Annotated in this window: 25 protein-coding genes; 9 read left to right on the forward strand and 16 right to left on the reverse strand. The window is 65.3% G+C overall.

Annotated features, from left to right (window positions below; all coding sequences use genetic code 11):
• Position 1 precedes the first annotated feature (1 nt).
• Positions 2-1,183, reverse strand: a complete 1,182-nt coding sequence (locus I6F17_RS00180; RefSeq protein ID WP_225129463.1) for an ABC transporter permease subunit — start codon at positions 1,181-1,183, stop codon at positions 2-4.
• Between the two features lie 89 nt (positions 1,184-1,272).
• Between I6F17_RS00180 and I6F17_RS00185 the strand changes: the two genes are divergently transcribed.
• From I6F17_RS00185 to I6F17_RS00200, 4 genes are all read left to right on the forward strand, one after another.
• Positions 1,273-2,145 carry a MurR/RpiR family transcriptional regulator gene (locus I6F17_RS00185; RefSeq protein WP_225129461.1) on the forward strand — a complete coding sequence of 291 codons (873 nt, stop codon included), beginning with the start codon at positions 1,273-1,275 and terminating at the stop codon, positions 2,143-2,145.
• A gap of 3 nt (positions 2,146-2,148) precedes the next feature.
• Complete coding sequence (locus I6F17_RS00190) at positions 2,149-3,498, forward strand: aspartate aminotransferase family protein (RefSeq protein ID WP_225129458.1); 1,350 nt, start codon at positions 2,149-2,151, stop codon at positions 3,496-3,498.
• 12 nt (positions 3,499-3,510) lie between these two features.
• On the forward strand, positions 3,511-4,521 hold the full coding sequence (locus I6F17_RS00195; RefSeq protein ID WP_225129456.1) for an amino acid ABC transporter substrate-binding protein: 1,011 nt from the start codon (positions 3,511-3,513) through the stop codon (positions 4,519-4,521).
• A 162-nt stretch (positions 4,522-4,683) separates the two neighbouring features.
• The gene (locus I6F17_RS00200; protein WP_225129454.1) at positions 4,684-5,322 is read left to right on the forward strand and encodes an aspartate/glutamate racemase family protein; all 639 of its coding nucleotides are present in this window, start codon (positions 4,684-4,686) and stop codon (positions 5,320-5,322) included.
• On the opposite strand, the gene I6F17_RS00205 is transcribed toward I6F17_RS00200, so the two are convergent.
• The gene (locus I6F17_RS00205; RefSeq protein WP_225129452.1) at positions 5,319-5,966 is read right to left on the reverse strand and encodes a TetR/AcrR family transcriptional regulator; all 648 of its coding nucleotides are present in this window, start codon (positions 5,964-5,966) and stop codon (positions 5,319-5,321) included. The two genes, I6F17_RS00200 and I6F17_RS00205, sit on opposite strands and share 4 nt — an antisense overlap.
• Before the next feature lie 137 nt (positions 5,967-6,103).
• Between I6F17_RS00205 and I6F17_RS00210 the strand changes: the two genes are divergently transcribed.
• From I6F17_RS00210 to I6F17_RS00225, 4 genes are all read left to right on the forward strand, one after another.
• Positions 6,104-6,313 carry a ferredoxin gene (locus I6F17_RS00210; RefSeq protein ID WP_018648108.1) on the forward strand — a complete coding sequence of 70 codons (210 nt, stop codon included), beginning with the start codon at positions 6,104-6,106 and terminating at the stop codon, positions 6,311-6,313.
• 57 nt (positions 6,314-6,370) lie between these two features.
• Positions 6,371-7,594 carry a cytochrome P450 gene (locus tag I6F17_RS00215; RefSeq protein ID WP_225129450.1) on the forward strand — a complete coding sequence of 408 codons (1,224 nt, stop codon included), beginning with the start codon at positions 6,371-6,373 and terminating at the stop codon, positions 7,592-7,594.
• A gap of 86 nt (positions 7,595-7,680) precedes the next feature.
• Complete coding sequence (locus tag I6F17_RS00220) at positions 7,681-8,340, forward strand: sulfite oxidase-like oxidoreductase (protein WP_036043160.1); 660 nt, start codon at positions 7,681-7,683, stop codon at positions 8,338-8,340.
• Positions 8,341-8,365: 25 nt separating this feature from the next.
• A complete protein-coding gene (locus tag I6F17_RS00225; RefSeq protein ID WP_225129449.1) occupies positions 8,366-9,589 on the forward strand; it encodes a bifunctional alpha/beta hydrolase/OsmC family protein in 1,224 nt (407 codons plus the stop codon).
• A 10-nt stretch (positions 9,590-9,599) separates the two neighbouring features.
• Here I6F17_RS00225 and I6F17_RS00230 read toward each other — a convergent pair whose 3' ends face one another.
• Positions 9,600-11,045 carry a PLP-dependent aminotransferase family protein gene (locus tag I6F17_RS00230; RefSeq protein WP_225129447.1) on the reverse strand — a complete coding sequence of 482 codons (1,446 nt, stop codon included), beginning with the start codon at positions 11,043-11,045 and terminating at the stop codon, positions 9,600-9,602.
• An 83-nt stretch (positions 11,046-11,128) separates the two neighbouring features.
• Between I6F17_RS00230 and I6F17_RS00235 the strand changes: the two genes are divergently transcribed.
• On the forward strand, positions 11,129-12,043 hold the full coding sequence (locus tag I6F17_RS00235) for a DMT family transporter (RefSeq protein ID WP_225129445.1): 915 nt from the start codon (positions 11,129-11,131) through the stop codon (positions 12,041-12,043).
• Here I6F17_RS00235 and I6F17_RS00240 read toward each other — a convergent pair.
• The 13 genes from I6F17_RS00240 to I6F17_RS00300 all read right to left on the reverse strand — a co-directional run bounded on the left by I6F17_RS00240 (position 12,022) and on the right by I6F17_RS00300 (position 23,697).
• Entirely contained in the window at positions 12,022-13,077 is a 1,056-nt protein-coding gene (locus I6F17_RS00240) for a YeeE/YedE family protein (protein WP_225129443.1), read from the reverse strand. The two genes, I6F17_RS00235 and I6F17_RS00240, sit on opposite strands and share 22 nt — an antisense overlap.
• Before the next feature lie 2 nt (positions 13,078-13,079).
• Positions 13,080-14,081: a zinc-binding alcohol dehydrogenase family protein gene (locus I6F17_RS00245; protein ID WP_225129441.1), complete on the reverse strand. Its 1,002-nt coding sequence runs from the start codon at positions 14,079-14,081 to the stop codon at positions 13,080-13,082.
• Positions 14,082-14,145: 64 nt separating this feature from the next.
• Positions 14,146-15,477, reverse strand: a complete 1,332-nt coding sequence (gene paaK, locus I6F17_RS00250; protein ID WP_225129438.1) for a phenylacetate--CoA ligase PaaK — start codon at positions 15,475-15,477, stop codon at positions 14,146-14,148.
• Between the two features lie 38 nt (positions 15,478-15,515).
• Positions 15,516-15,965, reverse strand: a complete 450-nt coding sequence (paaI, locus tag I6F17_RS00255) for a hydroxyphenylacetyl-CoA thioesterase PaaI (protein ID WP_036043143.1) — start codon at positions 15,963-15,965, stop codon at positions 15,516-15,518.
• Between the two features lie 101 nt (positions 15,966-16,066).
• Positions 16,067-17,149 (reverse strand): 1,2-phenylacetyl-CoA epoxidase subunit PaaE, encoded by a 1,083-nt coding sequence (gene paaE, locus I6F17_RS00260; RefSeq protein ID WP_225129436.1) that lies wholly within the window; start codon positions 17,147-17,149, stop codon positions 16,067-16,069.
• Positions 17,150-17,151: 2 nt separating this feature from the next.
• A complete protein-coding gene (paaD, locus tag I6F17_RS00265) occupies positions 17,152-17,655 on the reverse strand; it encodes a 1,2-phenylacetyl-CoA epoxidase subunit PaaD (RefSeq protein WP_225129434.1) in 504 nt (167 codons plus the stop codon).
• A complete protein-coding gene (paaC, locus tag I6F17_RS00270) occupies positions 17,649-18,425 on the reverse strand; it encodes a 1,2-phenylacetyl-CoA epoxidase subunit PaaC (RefSeq protein ID WP_225129432.1) in 777 nt (258 codons plus the stop codon). Before paaC ends, paaD begins: the two co-directional genes overlap by 7 nt.
• The gene (paaB, locus tag I6F17_RS00275) at positions 18,425-18,712 is read right to left on the reverse strand and encodes a 1,2-phenylacetyl-CoA epoxidase subunit PaaB (RefSeq protein ID WP_015687593.1); all 288 of its coding nucleotides are present in this window, start codon (positions 18,710-18,712) and stop codon (positions 18,425-18,427) included. The genes paaC and paaB overlap by 1 nt, the downstream gene beginning before the upstream one ends.
• A gap of 9 nt (positions 18,713-18,721) precedes the next feature.
• A complete protein-coding gene (gene paaA, locus I6F17_RS00280) occupies positions 18,722-19,714 on the reverse strand; it encodes a 1,2-phenylacetyl-CoA epoxidase subunit PaaA (protein WP_036004899.1) in 993 nt (330 codons plus the stop codon).
• Positions 19,715-19,789: 75 nt separating this feature from the next.
• Positions 19,790-20,656, reverse strand: a complete 867-nt coding sequence (gene paaX, locus I6F17_RS00285; RefSeq protein ID WP_225129430.1) for a phenylacetic acid degradation operon negative regulatory protein PaaX — start codon at positions 20,654-20,656, stop codon at positions 19,790-19,792.
• Positions 20,657-20,787: 131 nt separating this feature from the next.
• Positions 20,788-21,558 carry an alpha/beta hydrolase gene (locus I6F17_RS00290; RefSeq protein WP_036025751.1) on the reverse strand — a complete coding sequence of 257 codons (771 nt, stop codon included), beginning with the start codon at positions 21,556-21,558 and terminating at the stop codon, positions 20,788-20,790.
• 200 nt (positions 21,559-21,758) lie between these two features.
• Entirely contained in the window at positions 21,759-23,045 is a 1,287-nt protein-coding gene (locus I6F17_RS00295) for a DUF445 domain-containing protein (RefSeq protein WP_225129428.1), read from the reverse strand.
• A 196-nt stretch (positions 23,046-23,241) separates the two neighbouring features.
• Entirely contained in the window at positions 23,242-23,697 is a 456-nt protein-coding gene (locus I6F17_RS00300; protein ID WP_225129426.1) for a phasin, read from the reverse strand.
• Between the last annotated feature and the right edge of the window lie 217 nt (positions 23,698-23,914).

Raw genomic sequence — 23,914 nt, forward strand, 5'->3', positions numbered from 1 at the left:
ATCAGCGCTCCACCAGCGCGATGCGCGCATTGTACCAGTTCATGAAGAAGCTGATCGAAAGGCTGATGGTCAGGAACACCGCCATGATCAGCGCGATAGCTTCGATGGCCTGTCCGGTCTGATTCAGCGTTGTGTTGGCGATCGAGACCACGTCCTGGTAGCCGATCGCGACCGCGAGCGAGGAGTTCTTGGTCAGGTTGAGATACTGGCTTGTCATCGGCGGCACGATGACGCGCAGCGCCTGCGGCAAGATGATCTGCCGCAGCATGAAGCTGCGACGCAGGCCGAGCGCGTTGGCGGCATCCCATTGCCCGCGTGGCACCGACTGGATGCCGCTGCGCACGATCTCGGCGATGAAGGCGGAGGTGTAGGTCACCAGTGCGATCAGCAGCGCGAAATATTCCGGCGCGAGCGTCAGCCCGCCGACGAAATTGAAGCCGCGCAGCTGCGGCCACTCGACCGTCCAGGACACGCCGAGCACCAGCGAGATCGCCGCCGGCACCACGACGATGAGGCCGAGCGCAGACGGCCAGGCCGGCCGCGGCTTGCCGTCGCGCATCTGCTGTGCGACCAACCAGCGACGGAAGAGGAAGAACACCGCACAGCCCAGCACCGCGGTGCCGAGCACCGTGAGCTGCGGCGGGCCGAACGGGATCGCCGGCAGGATCAGGCCGCGATTGGACAGGAATATGCCCTCGACGGGCCGCCAGGCGGCTCGTGCAGCCGGCAGCGCCTGCATCAGCACGTACCAGAACAGCAGCTGGAGCAGCAGCGGGATGTCGCGGAGCGTTTCGACGTAGACCGCGGCAAGCCGCGACAGCAACCAATTGGCCGACAGCCTGGAGATCCCGATCAGGGTGCCGAGGATCGTCGCGAGCAAGATGCCGATCACGGCGACGCGCAAGGTGTTGGCGACGCCGACGACGAAGGCCCAGAGGTAGGTATCCCCGGGATTGTAGGCGAGCAGGCTGTCGGCAATCGGCATGCCGGCCTCGCGGCCGAGAAAGGCGAAGCCGGTCGTGATGCGGCGGGCCGACAGATTGGTGACGGTGTTGGACAAGAGGAAGGCGATCACTGCGATCGCGATGCCGACCACCAGGACCTGCCAGAACAGGCCCTTCAATTGGTTGCAGCCGAGCACGAAGCGGCGGCGCGGCGGCGGCCTGGGATGATCGGCGATCACAGCACAAAAAATCCTTCGTCGAATGCAGCGATTTCCGGCGACGCACGTCAACTGTTGCACCGAACTCAAATTCATGCAACAAATGTTTCATGGCCGAGCCCGCGAAATCCTCGCCCCTGAGCGAACTGCGCATCGCATTGCCGTCGCTCCCCCTGCGCTTACAGGAGGTCGGCCGTTTCGTCGCCGCCAACGACTACGATGCCACCACCCGCTCGATGCGCGATCTCGCGGCGGAAGCCGGTGCCGATCCCGCCGCGTTCACGCGGCTTGCGAAAGCGATCGGCTATTCCGGATGGGACGAGCTGCGTGCGGCGCTGACCGAGGCGCGGCGGCCGTCGCCGACCGCGCCCTTCTCCGGCCGCACAAGAGGCCGCCGTCACGGGCCGAACGCCGATGTTACGCTCATCCTCGACAAGCTCGAGGCCGAGGCCGCCGGCCTTCCGCGCATCCCGGCACAGCCGATCGCGGAAGCGGCGCGCGCGCTGCACGAGTCCAAGCGGATCTGGATCGCGGGCTATCGCAGCTGCCGCAGCGTCGCCGAACTCCTGAACTACGAGCTGCGCCTGTTCCGGCCCGAACAGGTGCAGCTCGTCGGCACGTCCGGGCCCGACGACCTTGATCTCGGCGCGTTCCGGCCAAGCGAAGCCGTCATTGTCATCGGCTTCCTGCCTTACACGCATGCGAGCGTCCGCGTCGCTCAGGCCGCGCATCGCAGCGGCGCGACGCTGATCGCGATTGCGGACAGCCTGTCGGCACCGATGGCCGAAGGCGCCGACCATGTGCTGCTATTCGAGGCAGCCTCGTCGCCCGGCTTTTTCCCCAGTCTCACGGGCGCGATCGCGATCGCGCAGTCGCTCGCGGCGGTCACATTCTCGCTCGGCGGCGCCGCCGCGAAGAAGCGGCTGGAAAACACCGAGGCGCGGCTCACTGCTGCCTCCACCTACGTCCCGGAGAAAGGTTGACCCATGAGCACTCGCACCAGCCGCGTGCTGCATCGCTCGCTGCGCGAAACCCCGCCCAAGGCGATCGGCGGCGAGGGCGTTTATCTCCTCGCCGAGGACGGCCGGCGCATCATCGATGCCTCCGGCGGCGCGGCAGTCTCCTGCCTCGGCCACCAGCATCCGCGCGTGATCGCGGCGATGGCCAAGCAGGCGTCCACCCTCGCCTATGCGCATACTGCTTTCTTCTCCTCCGAGCCGGCGGAAGCACTTGCTGAAATACTGGTCGGGCACGAGCCCGGCGGGCTCGCCTACGCCTATTTCGTCAGCGGCGGATCGGAGGCGATCGAAGCCAGCATCAAGCTGGCACGGCAATATTTCATCGAGCGCGGCGAGCCGCAGCGGCAGCACTTCATCGCGCGTCGGCAGAGCTATCACGGCAACACGCTCGGCGCGCTCGCCGCCGGCGGCAATGCCTGGCGTCGCGCGCCCTATGCGCCGCTGCTCTCGACCGCGTTCAGCCACGTCACGCCGGCGTTCGCCTATCGCGAGAAGCGCGAGGGCGAGTCGGACGCGCAGTTCGTCGCGCGCCTCGCCGCCGAGCTCGAAGCCGAGTTCCAGCGGCTCGGCCCCGACACCGTCGCCGCCTTCCTCGCCGAGCCCGTCGTCGGCGCCACCGCCGGCGCCGTGACCGCCCCGGACGGCTACTTCAAAGCGATGCGCGAGATCTGCGACCGTCACGGTGCGCTGCTCATTCTCGACGAGGTCATGTGCGGCATGGGCCGCACCGGCACGATGCATGCGTGGGAGCAAGAAGGTGTCGCCCCCGACATCCAGGCGATCGCAAAGGGGCTCGGCGGCGGCTATCAGCCGATCGGTGCGATGCTGGCAAGCGGCAAGATCATCGACACCATCCGCGCAGGCTCGGGCGCGTTCCAGCACGGCCACACTTATCTGGCGCATCCCCTCGCCTGCGCTGCGGCGCTCGCGGTGCAGGATGTGATCCGCGAGGATGGCCTGCTCGACCGCGTGAAGGAGCGCGGCAAGCAGCTCGAGCAGCGCCTGACCGAACGCTTCGGCAATCATCGCCATGTCGGCGACATCAGGGGCCGCGGCCTGTTCTGGGCGATCGAGCTGGTTGCCGATCGCGCTAGCCGCATCTCGTTCGATCCGGCCCTCAAGCTGCACCAGAAGATCAAGGCGGAGGCCTTTGCCGGTGGCCTCGGCTGCTATCCCAGCGGCGGTACCGTCGATGGCGTGCGCGGCGACCACGTGCTGCTGGCACCGCCCTATATCGCCTCGGCGGACGAAATCGACCTGATCGTCGACAAGCTGGGCACGGCCGTCGACAGCGTGTTGCGTAGTGTCAATCAGTGAGGGGAGAGTAGTATGAGGAAAGTGGTTATCGCAGCGGGCCTGCTCGCGGCATCGACGGTGATCGCAGCGGCGGCGACGCTCGATACGGTGAAGAGCCGCGGCACGCTGGTGTGTGGCGTCAGTGCCGGTTTTGCCGGCTTCTCGGCGCCGGACTCGCAAGGCAATTACAGGGGTCTCGACGTCGATTATTGCCGCGCGCTGGCGGCCGGCGTGCTCGGCGACCCTACCAAGGTGCGCTACGTCTCGCTGACGGCTCAGAACCGCTTCACCGCCCTGCAATCGGGCGAGATCGACGTGCTCTATCGCAACTCGACGCAGACCTATTTGCGCGGCGTGACGCTGGGCCTGCGGCAGGGGCCGATCAACTTCTACGACGGCCAGGGCTTTGTCGTGAAGAAGGACCTCGGCGTCAAGGAGCTGAAGGACCTCAAGGGCGCCACCGTCTGCGTCGCGCAGGGCACCACGCAGGAGGTCACGCTCGGCGATTACGGCCGCGCCAACGGCATCGACTGGAAGCCCCTGGTGTTCGACCGCGTCGACACCATGTACCAGACCTTCTTCGGCGGCCGCTGCGATGCGATGACCCAGGACGCTTCGGCCCTCGCCGGCGCGGTGACCACGGCCGCGCCGAACGCAGCCGACTACATTGTGCTGCCGCAGACCATCAGTAAGGAGCCGCTCGGACCCTTCACCCGCAACGGCGACGAGGTCTGGAGCGACATCATCACCTGGCTGCATTACGGCCTGATCGAGGCCGAGGAGCTCGGCGTCACGCAAGCCAATGTCGAGGAGATGACGAAGTCGCAAACGCCTGCGATCCAGCGGCTGCTGGGGGCCAGCGGCGACCTCGGCTCGCGGCTCGGGCTCGACAACAAATGGCTGGTCAAGGCGATCAAGGCCGGCGGCAATTACGGCGAGATTTTCGAGCGCAATGCCGGCAAGGCCAGCCCGCTCAAGCTCGATCGCGGCCTCAACGGTCTCTGGAGCAAAGGCGGCTTGATGTACGCCATTCCGTTCAAGTAAAGCTGCCCTGTGTCCCGGACGCGCCGCAGCGTGCAACGCTGCTGCGCAGAGCCGTGACCCAGTAGCCACAATGGGTCCCGGCTCTGCAGCGCAATACTTCACATTGCGCTGCGTCCGGGGCACGGGACCGGTCAGGCAACCACCTTCGAGTCAATGCCCCCCATGCGCATCGCCCTTATCCACGCCCTCAAGCATTCGATCGCCCCGATCGAGGCAGCGTTTGCGCAGGCGTGGCCCGAGGCGCGGCTGATGAACCTGCTTGACGACAGTCTCTCGGCGGATCTCGCCCGCGACGGGCAACTCAACGATGCCATGACGGAACGGTTCCTCGCGCTCGGCGACTACGCAGCGGCCACGGGAGCGGATGGAATCCTGTTCACCTGCTCCGCCTTCGGCCCGTGCATCGAGGCCGTCGCGCGCGCGCATGCGCCGATGCCGGTGCTGAAGCCGAACGAGGCCATGATCGAGAGGGCGGTGACCATGGGCCGGCGCATCGGCCTGCTCTCGACCTTTCCGCCGACGCTGGCGTCGATGCCGCCCGAGTTTCCCGCCTCCGTCGAGGTGGTGCCGAAGCTCGCCGACGGCGCGCTGGCCGCGCTCGACCGAGGCGACCGCGCCATGCATGACCGGCTGATCGCGGAGGCCTCACAGAGCTTGCGCGATTGCGACGTCATCGCGCTGGCGCAATTCAGCATCGCCGCGACGGCGCCGCTGGTCGCGGAGGCCACCGGCCGCCCCGTCGTGACTACGCCGGACAGCGCGGTCGAAAAGCTGATGAAGCTGCTGAAGGCGAAGCCCTAAGCGCCGGCCTTGGTCCGACGTCGCGCATCCTTGATCGCGACCGCAAGCGCAGCCTTCGTCTCGTTGACGAAATCCTCGACCAGCTCCTCGCGCGTGGCATGCGCCGCCTCGCCGGTGAACAGGCCCTGCTCGGCCAGCATCACCACCCCGTGCAGCGCCGCCCAGATCTTGAGCGCCTGCCGTTCGCGCAAATAGCCCACGGCGGGCGCTTCCAGAGCTTCGAGCACGAGCGCAAAGGTCTCCCGCGTCGCCTCGTGCAGCTCGCTGCCCTTGGCCGCGCAGGACACCGTGCGCGAGGCGAACATCAGGCGGTAGATGCCATTCCGGCGCAAGCCGAAATCGAGCGTCGCCTGTGCGAGCCGCGAGAGCTTCGATTGCTGCGACGGCTTTGCCATCGCATCACGCAAGAGCGCCGAGAGCTGCCGGAATGCTTGCGCGGTGACGGCGGCGAGCAGCGCCTCGCGGTCGGCAAAATGCCGGTATGGCGCCGGCTGCGAGACCCCGAGCTTCTTGGCAAGCGCCTTGATGCTGATTGCCTCCGCGCCGCCCCGCTCTGCCTCTTGCAGCGCGGCGTCGATCAACGCATCGCGGAGATCGCCATGGTGGTAGGTCTTCGCGGGCTTGCGGGCTGGTCGTGAACGCATGTCGGGGTGAAGCCTACAAGTTCCCGCTTGACAAGGGAAGCCCGCCGCGAATGTAATAGCATATAACTTAAATAGAACGAGATGAGGAAACGCGCCGCCTTCGGGCCCTCGCGCGCACACGACCAAGGAAGCCGAGAATGGCAGAGCGACTGAAGGTTCACGTCGATCCCGACAAATGCCAGGGCCATGCCCGCTGCAAGGCACTCGCGCCGGAGCTTTTCGAGCTCGACGAATACGGCAACGCGCACGAAGCTGGTGACGGCACCGTCCCGCCAGGACTCGAGGACAAGGCCTGGCTTGCGAAATCCAACTGCCCGGAAATCGCAATCGATGTGATCGAGGAATAGTGCGGCCGTTGCCGCCCCGCATGCGTTCAGCGAATACGAGCCAAGGGATTCCCTGCCATGTCCGACGTCGACCAGCCCGTCGCCCATCCGCCCGTCACCGACTGGGTTCATGATTTCGACCACACCGATCCGCAATGGACCGAGGACCCGTTCCCGATCTGGGACGAGCTGCGAGCCGTAAGCCCCGTGGTGCACACGAAACGCTTCCTCGGCTGCTATTTGCCGACGACCTATGAGGCCGTGCGCGAGATCGCCAACGACACCGAGCACTTCTCCTCCCGCCGCATCATCGTCCGCGACGTACGGCCGGAAATTACCAGCAGGAACGCAGCCCCGCCGATCACCTCCGATCCGCCCGAGCACAAGCCGGCCAAGCAATTGCTGCTGCCGCCGTTCACCCCGGACGCGATGAAGAAGCTCGAGCCGCGCGTCCGCGCCATCTGCAACGAGCTGATCGACGACTTCATCGCCGAGCAGAGGGTGGACGCTGCGGCGCGCTACACCAAGCACATCCCGGTTCGGGCGATCGCGCACATGCTCGGTATTCCCGAGAGCGACAGCGACCTTTTCATCAATTGGATCCACATGATCCTCGAGCTCGGCATCAAGGACGAAAGCAAGCTGCTCCAGGCAGTGCAGGAGATGACGGCCTATTTCGGCGGCCACATCGAAGCGCGCAAGAGCAAGCCCACCGACGACCTGATCTACTACCTGATGAACGCCAGGGACAAGAACGGCAATCCGCTCGAGGACACCCATGTGATGGGCTCGCTGCGCCTGCTGCTGATCGCCGGCATCGACACCACCTGGAGCGCGATCGGCTCCTCGCTCTGGCATCTTGCGAAGACGCCGGCCGACCGCGAGCGGCTGATCGCCGAGCCCGGACTGATTCCAACCGCCGTGGAGGAGCTGCTGCGCGCCTATTCGCCGGTAACGATGGCGCGCGAGGTGGTCAAGGAGACCACGGTGTCCGGCTGTCCGGTCAAGCCGGGCAACATGGTGCTGCTGTCGTTCCCGGCAGCCAACCGCGACCCCAAGGTGTTTCCGGACGCTGACAAAGTCGTGATCGACCGGCGCGAGAACCGCCATGCGGCCTTCGGCCTCGGCATCCACCGCTGCGTCGGTTCCAACCTCGCGCGCATGGAAATGCAGGTGGCGCTGGAGGAATGGCTGAAGCGGATTCCCGACTTCCGGCTCGATCCGGCAGGCACGGTGACTTGGTCGCAAGGAACGGTGCGCGGCCCCCGCCAGTTGCCATTTTTGCTCGGAAAGGCGATGTAAGGCCTTCCCAAAGGAAGCGGACAGGCCTTTCATGGCGTGCGCGACACCAAGCACGCCTCAGCCATGCATCGCCACGAGCACAGGCCATGACCGACGAGACGCCATCCGACAGCAAGCTGACGCGCACCAAGGAGAAGTGGGCGCGCGAGGGCCGCTTTCTCACCGGCAAGATGACACGCCCGGAGGATCAAAGGCTTCCGCCCGGGCAGCACCTCACCAAGGACTGGCCGGTACTCGATCTCGGGGTCACGCCGCCGGTCTCGCGCGAGCGCTGGCGGCTCGACGTCTATGGCGCGGTCGAGACCCCCGTTTTCTGGACCTTTGCCGAATTCGCCGCGCAGAAGCAGTCCCGGTTCACCTCGGACATCCATTGCGTCACGACCTGGTCGCGCTATGACAACGAATGGGAAGGGCTCGCCACGCGCGAGCTGCTGGTGGCCTGCCAGCCGCGCGAGGATGCCCGCTTCGTCGTGCTGCATTCCTATGACGGTTACACCACCAATCTCGCGCTGGAGGATTTTGCCGCTGAGGACGCGCTGCTCGCCCACAGCTGGTCCGGCCAGCCGCTGACGGAGGAGCATGGCGGCCCGGTGCGGCTGGTCGTGCCGCACCTCTATTTCTGGAAGAGCGCGAAATGGCTCCAGGCCATCGAATTCCTGACCGAGGACGCGCCGGGCTTCTGGGAAGTCCGCGGCTATCACAACCGCGGTGATCCCTGGGTCGAGCAGCGCTATTCGGGCGATTAGGTTCGAGCAAGACGGGGGGAAGCCCATGCCGACGGAACGCTTTCAATTCACCGGCGAAGGCGGCCATCAGCTCGCGGCCGCGCTGGAGCTGCCTGACGGCGAGCCCGCGGCTTTCGCGCTGTTCGCGCATTGCTTCACCTGCGGCAAGGACACGCTGGCAGCCAAGCGCATCTCGGTCGCGCTCGCCGCCAAGGGCATCGCGGTGCTGCGCTTCGACTTCACCGGGCTCGGCTCCAGCGGCGGTGATTTCGCCAACTCGACGTTCTCCTCCAACGTTGCCGATCTCGTGCGCGCGGCCGATCATCTGCGCGAGACCTGCAAGGCACCCTCGATCCTGATCGGCCATAGCCTCGGTGGCGCCGCGATCCTAGCCGCTGCCGGACAAATTCCCGAGGCACGAGCGGTGGCCACCATCGCAGCGCCCTCGGATCCCGCCCACGTCACCGGCCTGTTCAGGGAGCATATCGACAACATCCGTGCGCAGGGCGAGGTCGAAGTCTCGCTCGCGGGACGCCCGTTCCGGATCAAGCGCGAATTCCTTGACGACATCGCCGAGCACGAGCTGATGAAGGACGTCACCGGCCTGCACAAGGCGCTGCTGGTGATGCATTCGCCCCTCGACGACACCGTCGGCATCGACAACGCAACGAAGCTCTTCGTCGCGGCAAGACACCCCAAGAGCTTCGTCTCGCTCGACCATGCCGATCATCTTCTGACCAAGCCTGCCGACGCGCTCTACGCCGCCGACGTGATCGTGGCCTGGGCCAGCCGTTACGTCGATGCAGCGACGCCCGCGAAGGCGATGGATCTGCCGGAGGAGCCGCGCAAGGTCGTGGTGCAGGAGACCCGCAAGAGCAAGTTCAACCAGACCATCACCGTCGGCCCGCATCATTTGGTGGCGGACGAGCCGCTCGCGGCTGGCGGCGCGGATGCCGGACCCGGCCCGTACGATCTCCTGCTCGCCGGCTTAGGTGCCTGCACCTCGATGACCATGCGTCTCTATGCCGACCGCAAGTCGCTGCCGCTCGACCGCGTCACGGTGACGCTGAAGCATTCCAAGATCTACGCCAAGGATTGTGCGGAGTGCGAGACCCGCGAGGGCATGCTCGACCAGATCGAGCGCAACATCGCGATCGACGGCGCGCTCGATGCCGAGCAGCGCAAGAAGCTGATGGAGATCGCCGACAAGTGCCCGGTGCACCGGACGCTGACATCGGAGATCCGGATCGTGACGAAAGCGGTGGAGTAGCGATGCTCCACTAGAAGCACGACGCCATCGTGCGCACGGCCGCGCTGATCTCGTTTTCGCGCCACGCCGCAAAGCCGAGCAGCAGGCCGTGATCGCGCGGCTTGCCGAGCGCCAGGCTGGACAAGGCGCGCGTTTCGACGCCCGCCTCGACCAGCCGCTTCACCGCCGCCCGATCAGTGCGGCCGCGCTCGAGACGGGCGACGAGCTGGATACCGCCGGGGGGCACCTCGACCAAGAGCATGCCACCGAGATGCCGCTGCAGCTCCTCGACAAGATGATCGCGGCGCGCGTGATAGAGCCGGCGCATGCGGCGCAGATGCGCGAGGAAGTGCCCATCGGCGATGAATTCGGCCAGCGCCTCCTGAATGTGGCTGGCGGCGATCAGTCCCATGTGCTGCTGCGCGATCTCCAAGGTGCTGACCAGCGCCGCCGGCGCTACCAGATAGCCGAGCCGGATGTCCGACCTCATCGCCTTCGAGAATGTGCCGACATAGAACACACGGCCATGGGCATCTAACCCCTGCAAGGCCGGCACCGGCCGGCTGTCGTAGTGGAATTCGCCGTCGTAATCGTCCTCGACGATCCAGGTCCTGCCGGGCCGGCTTGCCGCGAGAAACTCGGTTCGGCGGGCTAGCGACATCAACCGGCCGGTTGGGTGCTGATGCGACGGCGTCATGAAGATCAGCCTGGGAGCTCCAAGGCCTGGCATTCGCTGCATGCCCTGTTCATCCAGCCTGATGCCGGTCAGGCGCGCGCCGGATGCGTGAAAGGCAGCCGCCGCGCCGGGATAGCCTGGGTCTTCAACCCATACATGATCGCCCGGTGAAATGAGTGTGGCAGCAATCAAGGTCAGCGCGGCCTGCGCGCTCGGCAGGATCATGATCTGCTCCGCCGTGGCGCGGACGTCCCGGTTCGTCGCCAGATAATGCGTCAGCGCCTCCCGCAGGCGCAGCCGGTTGACCGGTCCCAGCTCGCGCCTGCCTGCATGCACGGCACTGCGACGCAGGCAACGTGCCCAGACCTCGTTTGGAAACTCCCTGAAATCGCCCAGCCCCGGGCGCAGCGGTTTGAGCTCCCCCCGATAAGACATCGGCCAGTCGGCCTGCTGGAGCTTCGTAGCCCAAGGCGAGAGCTGCAGTTTGCCGACGCATTCGTCCGCTGCGACGGCGCCCCGTTCGCTGCGTTCGTGGCCGTCGATCATGACCACGGGACGGCGGCCACGAGACGCTGCGACATATCCCTCGGCCGCGAGCTGCTCGAACGCGTATGTGACGGTGTTGCGCGAGACGCCGAGATCGCTCGCAAGCCGTCGGCTCGACGGCAGCACGCGGCCTTTGCCGAGGCGGCCGGTCGCGATCAGGCCTCGCAGCTGGCTCGTCAGTTGCGCCACCAGCCCCTCGCCATCGGTCCGCTTCAGCTCGATCAACGCGGAGATCGTCGTGTCGGATACTGGCACTCTCTTCTTCTCCAATCTGGCACTTTTTCAAATGCCAGTCGGGATGCTATCCGGCGGCTCGGACTGCTTCAAGGACCTGCGACATGAACACCCTGTCACCCCGTGCGGCCATCGGCCTGTTCCTCATCGTGGTGCTGGCCTGGGGCGTGAATTGGTCGGTGACCAAACAGCTCGTGCAGTTCGTCCCGCCGCTGTGGAGCGCGGCAATCCGGAGTTGGATCGCGCTGGCTGGATTGTTCGTGCTGCTCGGACTGAGCAACAATCTCGTGATCCCGGAGCGACGCGACTTTCCCGTGATCCTGAGCGTGGCGCTGCTGCATATGACGCTGTTCTCGATCCTGGTTGCCAGCGGCCTTCGCTTCCTGCCCGCAAGCAAGGGCATCGTGCTCGGCTACACCACGCCGCTCTGGGTCGCACTCGCCGCGCCCCTTTTCGGCAAGGACACGCTGACGGCGCCGAAGCTCGCCGGCGCTCTGCTCGGGCTGATCGGCCTTGCCGTCATCCTGAATCCATCCTCGATCGACTGGACCAACCCAAACGTGCTGCTCGGCGCCGGCATGGTCATCCTGGCCGCGATCTCTTGGGCTGCGAACATCATCTATATCCGCACGCATCGCTGGATCGGATCTCCGCTTCAGCTTTTGCTTTGGCAGGTGCTCGTGGCAACGATCGTGCTGTCGGTCGGCGCGACAGCTGTGGATGGCCTCCCGCATGTGGAGTGGTCGTGGAGGCTCGTACTGTTGTTTCTCTATTCGGGCCTGGTCGGAACGGTCCTGGCTTATTGGGCGATGTCGATGGTCAACAAGAGCATCTCAGCCCTGACGACGTCGCTCGGCACCACCGGGACACCGCTCGTCGGCATCGCCAGCGCTGCGATCCTTCTGGGTGAACCCATCGACGCGAGCCTTGCCGTCGCGGCCGCGCTGATCGTCTCCGGCATCGGCCTTGCGACGCTGGGCGATTGGTTATTGCGCAGTCAGGCCACCGCGAGAGGCTGAACCCGCAGAACCCCGCGCAGGCCCGCCGCGGTGCCAAGCAGGATGCCGGCGACTGCGACGAACGAGCCCAGCGCGAGCGTAGACACGCCCGTGAGCCCCTGCCCGATCGAGCAGCCGAACGCCATCACGCCGCCGATCCCCATCAGCGCGGCACCCGTCCCTGAGCGGAGCATGTGGCGCGGCGAGGAATAGCCTTCGAGCTTGAAGCGGCCAGTTGCGAGTGCCGTCACCAGACTGCCGGCGAAGACGCCGGCCACCGTCGCGATGCCGAAGTTGAGCGTCAGTCCGGTCGAGAGCATGGCATATTGCAGGCTATCGGCGATCGGCGCGACGAACGTAAGGGAGGTCACGGGGACCGGATTGAAGTCGTCGGCACCGAGATAGCCGGTGGCCAGCCAGCCGCCGGCAACGAGCAGGCCGACGATGATGCCCGCTACGACCTGGCCGGGCGAGCGACGGAACGCAGGATGCGCGAAAGCGAACAGGCTCAACGCGACGGTTGTCGCGGCCGCGGCGAGCGCGCGCGAAAGCGATTCCGTGAAGCCCAGCGTCGCCAGCAACGACGGCAGCGAATTGGCAGGGCCCGTGGCTTGCGTTGCCTGGACCAGCGCAATGCGCGCGGGTGCGATGAGGCCCTTCAGCGTCATCTGCGCGGCAATCGCGAGCACGATCACGACAACGAAGGAGCGGAGATTGCCGCGGCCGAGCAGCACCAGCGCCCGCGAGCCGCAGCCGTTCGACAGCACCATGCCGTAGCCGAACAGCAGGCCGCCGAGGAACAGCACCGCCGGCGAAAACGACGGCTGCAGATAGATCGACTTGCCGAGATCGACCATGCCGCTGCCGCCAAGGAGCTGGCTCGCCGCGATTGCAACCGCGATTGCGAGCGCGTAGGTCCGCACCAGCCGCCCGTCGCCCTCCGCCAGAAACCCGCGCATGCTGCTCATCAGGCAGAAACCACTGAGCAGGCCAACGGCGCCGTAGACGAGACCGATGGCAAGGCCAGCGAGGATAACGAGCTGCGTGGATTCCATGGTTACGACTTCAGGATCACCCGGTCACGTGACGAGCCGGCGACCGCAACATACGCTTCCTTCGCGCGCTCCAGCGGATAGATCGCATTCGCCCTGATCGGAAACGGCTTCAGATGGCCGCTGGCAAAACCCGGCCCGAGGTCGCGCAGCACCGCACCCGTCGCGCCCGACGATAAACCCAGCGTGTCGATGCCGACATAAGTGTGCTGGCCCCGATAGAATTCGAGGATGTTGAACTGCACGATGGGGTCGATCGCGGCGATCAGGATTTGGCGGCCGCGAAGCGCGAGCGATTTGTGTGCGGCCTGGAAATAGGGATCGCCGACCGTGTTGAAGACGACGTCGGCGCCCTTGCCGCCGGTCAATTCGCGCACGCGCGCGGCGATTTCGGTGGCGGAGGCGTCGATCACCTCGATGGGCGCGTTTGTGTAGCCTTCATAGGCTTCCGCCCTGCGCACCACACCGATCACGCGCGCGCCCTGCCAGGTCGCGATCTGCACCGCGGCCTGGCCGACCTTGCCATTCACGCCGAAAACCAGAACGGCCTCGCCGCTCTTCGGCACGCCCGCCCTGCGAAAGCCTTCCATCGCGGTGACGAAGGGCACGCCGATGCCGGCGGCCTCCTCCCAGGACGCAGTCTTCGGCTTCTCCACGACCGCATCGGCTTCGACCACGAGATGGCTCGCATGAGTGCCGTCACGACGAATGCCGAGGTCGCCGGACGAGCCGAACACTTCGCGCCCTATTGTGCCCGCGGGCCCGTCGATCACCACGCCGGCGTAGTCGCGGCCGGGGGTCCGGGGGAACACGGCATAGGGCATCAGCCCGGTCGCAGCCTTGACGTCGGAGGGATTGACCGCGGCAGCCTTCACCTCGATCAGAAGATCGTTCGGCCCGCGCGCAAGCATCTGCCGCTCAATTGTCGGCGCAAGCGTAGCGGCATTTTCAGCTTTGGCGTCGAGGCGCACGCAGCGAGCTTCGACGGTTTTGGCATCGGCTGACATGAAAAGACCCGCGATTTCTCGCGGGCCTTGTCGCCTCTGGCGCCGGTCGAGTCAATCCGTCCGGTCAGTCCTTTGGCCGCTTGTCGAAGAGCCGCTTGGCCTTGCCGAGCGAGCGCTCCAGCGTGGCCGGCGCAACCACCTGCACCCTGGAGCTGACGCCGATCTTATTCTTGATGTGGGTCGAAATCCGATCCGCATGGTCGACAAGGCCGCGGCCGTCCCAGCTCTCGGGCCGCGCCTCGGCGATGATGGTGAGCTCGTCCATGCGGCCCTCGCGGGTGAGTTCCAGGATAAAGTGGCCGCCGCACCAGTCGGTCGCGAGCAGCACCTCCTCGATCTGGGTCGGGAACAGATTGACGCCGCGCAGGATGATCATGTCGTCCGAGCGCCCGGTCACCTTTTCCATCCGCCGCATACCCGGCCGTGCTGTGCCCGGCAGCAGCCGCGTCAGGTCGCGGGTGCGATAGCGGATCACGGGAAAGGCTTCCTTGGTGAGCGAGGTGAAGACCAGCTCGCCCTTCTCGCCATCGGGCAGCACCGCGCCGGTCTCGGGGTCGATCACTTCCGGATAGAAATGATCCTCCCAGATGTGCAGGCCATCCTTGGTCTCGATGCATTCCTGAGCGACGCCCGGGCCGATCACCTCGGACAGGCCATAGATGTCGGTCGCGTCCATGTCGAAGGTGTCCTCGATCTCGACGCGCATTGCATTGGTCCAGGGCTCGGCGCCGAAGATGCCGATCTTGAGCGAGCACTGGCGCGGATCCAGCTTCTGGCGCTTGAACTCGTCGAGGATCGCCAGCATGTAGCTCGGCGTCACTGTGATGATGTCGGGGCGGAAATCGTTGATGAGCTGCACCTGCCGCTCGGTCATGCCGCCGGAAATGGGCACAACCGTGCAGCCGAGCTTCTCGGCGCCGTAATGCACGCCGAGACCACCGGTGAAGAGGCCATAGCCGTAGGCATTGTGGATGATCATGCCGGTGCGGCCGCCGGCGGCGCGGATCGAGCGCGCCATCACCTCGGACCAGGTGTCGATGTCGCGCTGCGTATAGCCGACCACGATCGGCTTGCCAGTCGTGCCGGATGAGGCATGCACCCGCACCAGCTTTTCACGCGGCACGGCGAACATGTTGAAGGGATAATTGTCGCGCAGGTCCGTCTTGACCGTGAACGGGAATTTGGCGAGATCAGAGAGCTCGCGAAAGTCGGACGGGTGCACGCCCGCCTTGTCGAAAGCCTTGCGGTAATGCGCGACATTGTCGTAGGCGTGCTTCAGCGACCACGCCAACCGCTGCTTCTGCAGCGCCATGATCTCCTCGCGCGAGGCGCGCTCATGCGCATCCATCTCGGCGCTATAGGCGTTGCCACCTTCCTTGAGCCTCGTCAGAGCCATCCTCGTTTCCCCCATTGCCTGTTCTTTTTTGTTTGGTTTTATTGATCTTGCGCCGGCAGCCATTTGCCGGGAATGACGCGGGAATGTCCGCGGAATTCCGCGATGACGACCTCGCCCACCGTGACACGCACGTCGTAGATGCCGGAGCGGCCGCCGCGGGTGACCTCCCGCGCTCTTGCAATGAGACGATCGCCAAGCTTGCCCGGCTTGATGAAGGTGATCTGACCCTGCGCCGCCACGACGCGCTCATTGTGCGAGTTGCAGGCGAATGCGAAGGCGGAATCGGCGAGCGTGAAGATGAAGCCGCCATGAGCAATACGCTGGCCGTTGACCATATCAGGCCGCACCGTCATGGCGAGCGTCGCAAAGCCCGGGCCGATCTCGACGATCTCCATGCCGAGACCTTTGGAGGCATCGTCCTCGGCCCACATCGCATCGGCGCAGGCGCGGGCGATATCCTCAGACGACAGGGCGGCTTTCACGTTCACGCGCTTCTCCCGGCCAGACGTTTGCTCATGATGTTGTTCTGGTTGGCTCACACTGTCAAATATTGCGACGCATTTGCATTGCGGAGCCGCAGAACGCCTGATCAGACATGATCATAATCGACCACGACGCGCTCGGTGGAGGGCTTGGCCTGGCAGGTGAGAACAAAACCGGCCTCGAGCTCCCACGGTTCCAGCGAATAGTTGATGTCCATCGGCGCCTCGCCTTCGACCAGCTTGGCGCGGCAGGTCGAGCACATGCCGCCCTTGCAGGCGAAGGGCAGGTCGACGCCGGCGCGCAGCGCGGCATCGAGGATGGCCTCGTCCTCGGCGACGGGCACGTCGCGGCGCTTGCCGTCGATGATCAGCGAGGCGATCGCCTTCGGCGGCGCGTCGGGCGCAACCGCCTTTTTCGGCCGCGGCTTGCCGCCGAACTCGGAGACGAAGCGCTCGACATGGATGCGCTCGTCCGCGATGCCGAGATCGCGGCAGGTCGCCTCGATGTCCTCACTCATGCCAAGAGGACCGCAGATGAAGACGTGATCGACGCTGGCCGCCGGCACCAATGCGCGGAGCAGCACCCTCACCTTGTCGCCGTCGAGCCGGCCATGCAGGATCGGAATGTCCTGCTCCTCGCCGGAGAGCACGTAAAAGATCGAAAGACGATCGATGAAGCGGTCCTTGAGCTCCTCGAGCGCTTCGAGGAACATGATGTTGTCGGTGGTGCGGTTGCCGTAGAACAAAAAGAAGCGGCTGCCCGGCTCGCGCGCGAGCACGCCCTTCACGATCGACAGGATCGGCGTGATGCCGGAGCCGGCGGCGAAGCCGACATGAACGCGCGCACGATCCGCCGGCGGGACCAGACCGAAGCGGCCGGTCGGCGTCATCACGTCGAGCTCGTCGCCGCATTTGAGATCTTCGGCGGCCCAGCTCGAAAATGCGCCGCCATCGACCTTCTTGACGGCGATACGGATCTCGCCGTCGTCAGGGCCGGAACAGATCGAATAGGAGCGGCGCACCTCTTCGCCGTCGAGCGTGGCGCGCAGCGTCAGATACTGGCCGGGCGTGAAGGCGTAATCGCCGGCGAGTTCGTTGGGGATGGCAAAGGTCATCGAGACGGCGTCCGTGGCCTCGCGGCGGAGGTCCCTGACGGCGAGGCGATGGAAGCGCGGTGCGGCTGCGGACATGGTCAATGGCACTTGAAATAGTCGAAGGGTTCGCGGCAGGCCTTACAGCGCCAGAGCGCCTTGCAGGAGGTCGAGCCGAATTCGGACAGCAGCTCGGTCTTGTCCGAGCCGCATTGCGGGCACGCCACCGTCTGCGCGCCGAACAGCGCGCGGCGCGAGCTCGCGGCTTGCGGCGGCGCGATGCCGTAGGCGCACAGCTTCTTGCGTCCGTCCTCGGTCAACCAGTCCGTGGTCCAGGCCGGCGACAGCACGGTCCGTACCCTTGCATGTCGAAAACCGGCGCGCTCCAGCGCAACCTCGATTTCGAGCGCGATCATGTTCATGGCCGGGCAACCCGAATAGGTCGGTGTGATCGCGACCTCGACATGATCGCCGTCGAGAACGACGTCGCGCAGCACGCCGAGATCGGCAATGCTCAGCACCGGAATTTCCGGATCGACCACGCTTGCGGCGGCGTCCCAGGCGCGCTGGCGCAGCGGAGCGTCGTCATCGGTCACCGTCACCATTTCAGCCCCGGAAAAGTCCGCTGCATCGATTGCAGCTCCGACAGGAGGTGGCCGAGATGCTCGCTGTGACGACCGGCGCGGCCGCCCTGCTGCATCCACTCGTTCTGCGGCAGCGCGAGCGTTGCTTCACGCGTGACATCGGTGAGCGTCGCCAGCCAGCGCCCACGCAAGCTTGCGGGATCGACGGCAATGCCGGCATGGATCAGCGCGCGTTCGCCGTCGTCGACGGCAAACATCTCGCCGGTAAAGGCCCAGAGATTTTCTATCGCAGCCTGCGCCCGGCGATGACTCTCCTCGGTGCCGTCGCCCAGCCGGATGATCCATTCCGAGGCATGACGCAGATGGTAGGCGCTCTCCTTCTCCGATTTCGCAGCAATCGCCGCCAGCGTCGCATCGCGCGAATTCATCATCGCGCGCCAGTAGATATCGGCGAAGGCGGAATAGAAGAATTGCCGCACCAGGGTCTGGGCAAAGTCGCCGTTGGGCTGCTCGACCAGCAGCAGGTTGCGGTACTGGCGCACGTCGCGCAAATAGGCCAGCTTGTCCTCGTCGTTGTCCCTGCCTTCGACCTTGGCGGCAAAGGTATAGAGCTCCCGCGCCTGGCCGATCAGATCGAGAGCGATGTTGGACAGCGCCATGTCCTCTTCCAGCATCGGCGCGTGTCCGCACCATTCCGACAGCCTGTGACCGAGGATCAGCGCATCGTCGGCGCGGCGCAGCGCGTAGATCACCAGCGGGGTTTCGGAGACCTGGATGTTGGCGACCACCATCACATGTGCCCCACTTCTTCCGGCACTTCGTAGAACGTCGGATGCCGGTAGATCTTGGATTCTGCCGGCTCGAACATCATGCCCTTCTCGGCGGGATCGCTCGCGGTGATCGCGCTGGAGGGCACGACCCAGATCGACAGGCCCTCGCCGCGCCGGGTGTAGATGTCGCGGGCGGCCTGCAGCGCCATGGTCGCATCGCTCGCATGCAGCGAACCAACATGCTTGTGCGCGAGCCCGTTACGGCTGCGAATGAAGACTTCCCACAGCGGCGTGTTCGGCGTGGCCATATCAGTCTCCTATTCGGCAGCCTGGGCGGTCTGACGCTGAGCGCGCTTGGCTGCATAGCTAGCTGCCGCCTCGCGCACCCAGGCGCCCTCCTCGTGCGCCTTGCGGCGCGCGGCCATCCGGTCGCGATTGCACGGGCCGTTGCCGGCCAGCACCTGCTTGAATTCGGTCCAGTCGATCTCGCTGTAGCGCCAGTGGCCGTCGGCGTCCTGAATCATGCCGGGATCGGGAATGGTGAGGCCGAGATATTGCGCCTGCGGCACGGTGGCATCGACGAATTTCTGGCGCAGCTCGTCATTGGAGAAGCGCTTGATCTTCCACTTCGTGGAGGTGTCGCTGTGCTGGCTCGTCGCGTCCGGCGGGCCGAACATCATCAGCACCGGCCACCACCAGCGGTTCAGCGCGTCCTGCGCCATCGCCTTCTGCTCCTCCGAGCCGCGGCACAGCGTCACCATGATCTCGTAACCCTGGCGCTGGTGGAAGGACTCCTCCTTGCAGACGCGGATCATCGCGCGCGCATAAGGCCCGTAGGAGCAGCGGCACAGCGGGATCTGGTTCATGATCGCAGCGCCGTCGACCAGCCAGCCGATCGTGCCGATGTCCGCCCAGGTCAGCGTCGGATAGTTGAAGATCGATGAATATTTGGCCTTGCCGGCGAGCATGGCGTCGACCAGCTCCTCGCGCGAGGAGCCGAGCGTCTCGGCGGCGGCATAGAGATAGAGCCCGTGGCCGCATTCATCCTGCACCTTGGCGAGCAGCGCGGCCTTGCGGCGCAAGGTCGGGGCGCGCGTGATCCAGTTGCCTTCTGGTAGCATGCCGACGATTTCAGAATGGGCGTGCTGGGAGATCTGGCGGGTCAGCGTCTTGCGATAGGCCGCGGGCATCCAGTCGTTCGGCTCGATGCGCTCCTCGGCATCGATGCGGGCCTGGAATTGCGCAGCCTTGCCTGCATCCTCGAGATCGCGATCAGCGGTCTCGGCCGTGTTCAGCGCCTGGGTGTACATGCGCGTCCTCCCGTTTATTAGGAGGGAATATATGACATAACTTAGGCCATGCAAGATATTTCTGTAACATAATAGTCAGGCGCCGAACCTCCGTTCCAGCAGCTTTCGCGCCGCCGGCAACCGCCCTTTTTCGTTGGTTCCATGGCTGTCGAGCCATTGTTCGGACGGGGCGAGCAGCGCGCGGTAGATCGCGCCGCAGAGTTCGCGGGCGGCCCTGCCCGGCCAATCCGGCGGCAGCAGGGTCTCAGGCAGCAACGGATCGCGCAGCACGACGCGGCGGTAATGGTGGATCAAGAGGATCCGCGCGGTGAAGGCGTCGGCCTCGGACAGATCCGTGCCGCGCGCGATCGCGGCGCGCAGCGGCTCGAACGTCTTCATGAATTTCAGATAGGCATCGGCGGTCCGATCGAGCGGCCAGCTCGCGCTGAGCAGACGGCGGCCGCTGTCGTCTTCCGCCGAGACTTCGAGGCGGATCGCGCCCGCGGCCTCATCCGGCACCGGAACGCCCGATGGCGCGACCCATACGCCCGGCAGCGGGCTGCCGAAGCCGGCATTGCGCAGCGCTTCGCGCGATGCGTCGCGATCCTCGCCATTGCCGATCAGCAGCAGCTCGAAACGTCCGGTCCAGTCGGACGGCGGCGGATCGTAGATGTGGCGCGTCGCGGCCTCGAACGTCTGGCGGCCCTTGTCGGCCAGGCGATAGAAACTGTTGCGGCCGACCTTCTCGCGCGTCAGCCAGCCGTCGGCAGCAAGCCGAGACATTGCGGTGCGCACCACGCCGCTGTCGATATCCAGGCTTTCGAAGAATTCCAGCAGGGTGCCGAGCCACACCGAGCCGCCGCGCGGCACGATGGCATCACCAAACACTGTGATGACGATGGAGCCGGTGCGCGAGGGCTCGCGCTTGAGCTGGTCGATGATACGAGAGAGCGGATGCGCCATGCGGCAGCCTTAGCGCGTTTGGTGCAGGCGCGACAGTGGAGCGGGACGACGGGTCTTCTCCTTCTCCCCGCTATCGCATCTCTGATGCAATCCGACCTCGCCCAGCTTGCAGGGAGAGGTGAAGAGGAGCGCTACCGATGCGGATCGGGATACACCACGCTGCGCCAGCCGCTGCGATCGAACGGGCGCCACTGGCCTTCCTTCTGCGCGAGGCGATCGGCTACGGCATAGACGGCGGCCGGATGATGGCCCATGCCGCAATGGCTGCTCTCGACCTCGATGCTCTCGGTCTGTGCGCCCGTCTTCTCCATGCAGCCTTGCCAGGCGCAGACGCCGTCGGTACGGCTGAAGATGGCGGTGGTCGGCACCGGCGGCGGAGCGGCAAGCTCGCCGCCGAAACGCGGATCAACCTCGTCGGCCTTGCGGCCGCTCGCCCATTCATAGACGCGCCAGGCGTTGGTCGAGCGTGGATCGCCGGCAAAGGGGCTACCAAGCGTGATCACTTGGCGCACGCTGTCCGGCACCATCTTGGCAAGCTGGCGCGCATAGATGCCACCGAGGCTCCAACCGACCAAGCTGATCTTGCGGCCGTGGGTGTCGTTGAGCTCTCGGATCTGACCGAGCATCGCATCCTGCACGCCGGGCCGCAGGCCGTAGTTGCGGCCTTGGCGCCAACCAGCCACTGCATAGCCCTTGCTGCTCAGAAACGTGCGCAGCGCGCCAGTGGAGGTGTCGGAGGCCACGAGGCCCGGCAGCACCAGCACCGGATGCCCATCGCCGCGCGGCGCAAGGCTCAGCAGCGGCAGCGCGCCGAGGAATGCGCCGAACTCGTGGATCGCGCGTCCTTCCAGAAACATCAAGGTACGGGAAGGCGGACGCAGCGTTTGGGCAGTAGCGGTCATCAATGGTCCCCTGGGAAGAATCGCTGAAAAGGAGGCCGGCGAGGCCGGCAAATGCGTAGACAGATTCCAACTCGCCGGCTTCTGGATCGTTCCGCAGCGCAACATGAATCAGCTAGGCGGCCGATTCCCGACATTCAAGCTGGAGAGACGCGGGGCGACAATAGGTCCGCGCGTTAATGCTAACGGCCGTGACGCAAAAGTCACAACAATCGAAGCAGGGATTCTACGGTGTAGAGCGCGAGCCCGGCGAGCCCGCCGATCAATGAGCCGTTGAAGCGGATGTATTGCAGGTCGCGGCCGATGTTGATCTCGATCAGCGAAATCAGCTGCGTCATATTCCACGCCTTGACCTGATCGGAGATGAAGGTGGAGACGCCGCTCTTCTGGTCCGCGACGAAGCTGCGCAGCACGGTCACGAGACCCTTGTTGATCTCGCCGCGCAACTCGGCATCGCTGGCGAGCGCCTCGCCCGCCGAGACGAACATCCCGGCGAGATGATGTTGCAGCACCTGCGTCTCGCCGCTCGCGCTGCGCTCGATGAAGGAGCGCGTGTTGGCCCAGACGGTGCGGGCAAGGTCAGCAAGCTCCGGCCGCGCCAGAAGATCGCGTTTCAGGCCGTCGATGCGGTCGATATAGGCCTGATCGGTGCCGAGCCTGTCGACGAAGTTCAGCACCATGCGGTCGAACTCGCCGCGGAACGGATGCTTGGGGTCGCTGCGCACTTCGTTGAAGAAGGCGGTGGCGGAGGCCACGATCTTGTTCACCAGAAACTTGTCGGCACGATAGAGCTTGAGCAGGGTCGGCAATTCCGCGCGCACCTTCTCGCGGATCATCGCCATCGTCTCTGTCTGGTTCAAGGTCTCGTGCATCACGCGCAGGAGATCGTCGAACAGGATCTGGTGCCGTCCCTCCGCGACGAAGCCGCGCAGCGTGCCCGCCGCGAGCGGCGCGAGGTCGATCGCCTGGAGCTGCGAGGACATGCGGCGGATGATGAAGGTCATCAAGCCGGAGCTTTCGGTCGCGGACACGGCTTCCGGCAACAGCCGCAGCGCAAAGCGCGCGAGGTCGTCGCTGCGCTTGCGGTCGCGCAACCAGTCGGCGACGAAGGAGCCGAAGTCGATCTCCTTCAGCTTGGCTTCGACGGGACCCGCCTCGAGGAAATGCACCTGGATGAATTCGCCGAGCTTGTCGGCGATGCGGGCCTGGTTGCTCTGGATGATCGCGGTGTGCGGGATCGGCAGGCCGAGCGGCCGCTTAAACAGCGCCACCACGGCATACCAATCGGCGAGCCCGCCGATGGTCGCGGCCTCGGCGAAGGCGGCAATGAAGCCGAACACGGGATGCACGGGCAGCAGCCATTTCGCGACGACGAACAGTGCCAGCGTCGCGGCCAGCACCAAAGTCGCCAGCGCCTTGACGCGGCGCAGCTCGGCCGCGCGTGCGGCATCGCCGGGGGCGTCGAAGGAAAAGGTGACAGACGAGTCCATGACTGCATCACAGTACTCGTCATTGCGAGCGAAGCGAAGCAATCCCGAATCTTTCAGAGGAAAGACTTTGGATTGTTCGTCGCATCAGCGCAAAATTGCTACGCAATTTTGTCGCGAGCTCCTCGCAATGACGGCGGCGCAAAAACAAAGGCCCGCCGAAGCGGGCCTCAAATTCAGTTTGTGCTCAGGCGCCAGATCAGGCGGTCTTGCTGTAGACCTTTGTGAAATTGTCCTGAGCGGACTTCGCACCGTTGGCGGCGAGCTTGCCGAGATAGTCGGCGGTCGCCTTGGCGCGCGAGACGAACACTTCGCCGCGGGAGCGGAGCAGGCTCGACTGGATCTCGACGGCTTCGCTGACCGACTTGGCGGACGCGAGCTTGTCGATGCCCGAGAAGAACGCCTCAGCGTCCTCGTAGATCGCCTGCTGGATGTTGCGGCTGATCTTGCCGGCCTCGGTGATGGACTCAGTCACCGCGTTCTCGACGGCGGCGGTCACGCGCTCGGAGCCAGCGAACACCTCAGCAGCACGGTCCTTGGCAGTGTTGGCAGTCTTCTTGACGAATTCGCGGGCGGCCTCGGGAACTTCCAGGTTCTGGATGTTCTTGAAAGCGTCCTTGAAGCCCTCGAAAGCGGTGTTGGTTTCAGTGGTCATGGGGTTCTCTCCATCCTCAATGGTTTGAGCTATGGGCTCACCCCGTCCGCATTGGCCCGGGGCACGACCTATATGGCACGGCTAATTGTGCATCGCAATATTGATATTGCAGTGCGATATCACGAAATCGTGAACAGCCCTCACGAGAGGCATCGTGATGCTTCCATAGCCATGGGGGCACGTGAATGGGTCCGATCCGGACCCAATGTCGGACGCC

The organism is Bradyrhizobium sp. NBAIM18 (assembly GCF_020193825.1).
Lineage (GTDB): Bacteria > Pseudomonadota > Alphaproteobacteria > Rhizobiales > Xanthobacteraceae > Bradyrhizobium > Bradyrhizobium yuanmingense.

Coding starts and splice junctions, on each gene's coding strand:
- I6F17_RS00220 (WP_036043160.1), top strand. CDS start 7,681: ATGACCGACGAGACGCCATCCGACAGCAAGCTGACGCGCACCAAGGAG.
- I6F17_RS00240 (WP_225129443.1), bottom strand. CDS start 13,077: ATGGAATCCACGCAGCTCGTTATCCTCGCTGGCCTTGCCATCGGTCTC.
- I6F17_RS00215 (WP_225129450.1), top strand. CDS start 6,371: ATGTCCGACGTCGACCAGCCCGTCGCCCATCCGCCCGTCACCGACTGG.
- I6F17_RS00190 (WP_225129458.1), top strand. CDS start 2,149: ATGAGCACTCGCACCAGCCGCGTGCTGCATCGCTCGCTGCGCGAAACC.
- I6F17_RS00235 (WP_225129445.1), top strand. CDS start 11,129: ATGAACACCCTGTCACCCCGTGCGGCCATCGGCCTGTTCCTCATCGTG.
- paaB (WP_015687593.1), bottom strand. CDS start 18,712: ATGGCCACGCCGAACACGCCGCTGTGGGAAGTCTTCATTCGCAGCCGT.
- I6F17_RS00245 (WP_225129441.1), bottom strand. CDS start 14,081: ATGTCAGCCGATGCCAAAACCGTCGAAGCTCGCTGCGTGCGCCTCGAC.
- I6F17_RS00195 (WP_225129456.1), top strand. CDS start 3,511: ATGAGGAAAGTGGTTATCGCAGCGGGCCTGCTCGCGGCATCGACGGTG.
- paaE (WP_225129436.1), bottom strand. CDS start 17,149: ATGTCCGCAGCCGCACCGCGCTTCCATCGCCTCGCCGTCAGGGACCTC.
- paaD (WP_225129434.1), bottom strand. CDS start 17,655: ATGGTGACGGTGACCGATGACGACGCTCCGCTGCGCCAGCGCGCCTGG.
- paaA (WP_036004899.1), bottom strand. CDS start 19,714: ATGTACACCCAGGCGCTGAACACGGCCGAGACCGCTGATCGCGATCTC.
- paaX (WP_225129430.1), bottom strand. CDS start 20,656: ATGGCGCATCCGCTCTCTCGTATCATCGACCAGCTCAAGCGCGAGCCC.
- I6F17_RS00290 (WP_036025751.1), bottom strand. CDS start 21,558: ATGACCGCTACTGCCCAAACGCTGCGTCCGCCTTCCCGTACCTTGATG.
- paaK (WP_225129438.1), bottom strand. CDS start 15,477: ATGGCTCTGACGAGGCTCAAGGAAGGTGGCAACGCCTATAGCGCCGAG.
- I6F17_RS00300 (WP_225129426.1), bottom strand. CDS start 23,697: ATGACCACTGAAACCAACACCGCTTTCGAGGGCTTCAAGGACGCTTTC.
- I6F17_RS00295 (WP_225129428.1), bottom strand. CDS start 23,045: ATGGACTCGTCTGTCACCTTTTCCTTCGACGCCCCCGGCGATGCCGCA.
- I6F17_RS00205 (WP_225129452.1), bottom strand. CDS start 5,966: ATGCGTTCACGACCAGCCCGCAAGCCCGCGAAGACCTACCACCATGGC.
- paaC (WP_225129432.1), bottom strand. CDS start 18,425: ATGGTGGTCGCCAACATCCAGGTCTCCGAAACCCCGCTGGTGATCTAC.
- I6F17_RS00210 (WP_018648108.1), top strand. CDS start 6,104: ATGGCAGAGCGACTGAAGGTTCACGTCGATCCCGACAAATGCCAGGGC.
- I6F17_RS00185 (WP_225129461.1), top strand. CDS start 1,273: ATGGCCGAGCCCGCGAAATCCTCGCCCCTGAGCGAACTGCGCATCGCA.
- I6F17_RS00225 (WP_225129449.1), top strand. CDS start 8,366: ATGCCGACGGAACGCTTTCAATTCACCGGCGAAGGCGGCCATCAGCTC.
- I6F17_RS00200 (WP_225129454.1), top strand. CDS start 4,684: ATGCGCATCGCCCTTATCCACGCCCTCAAGCATTCGATCGCCCCGATC.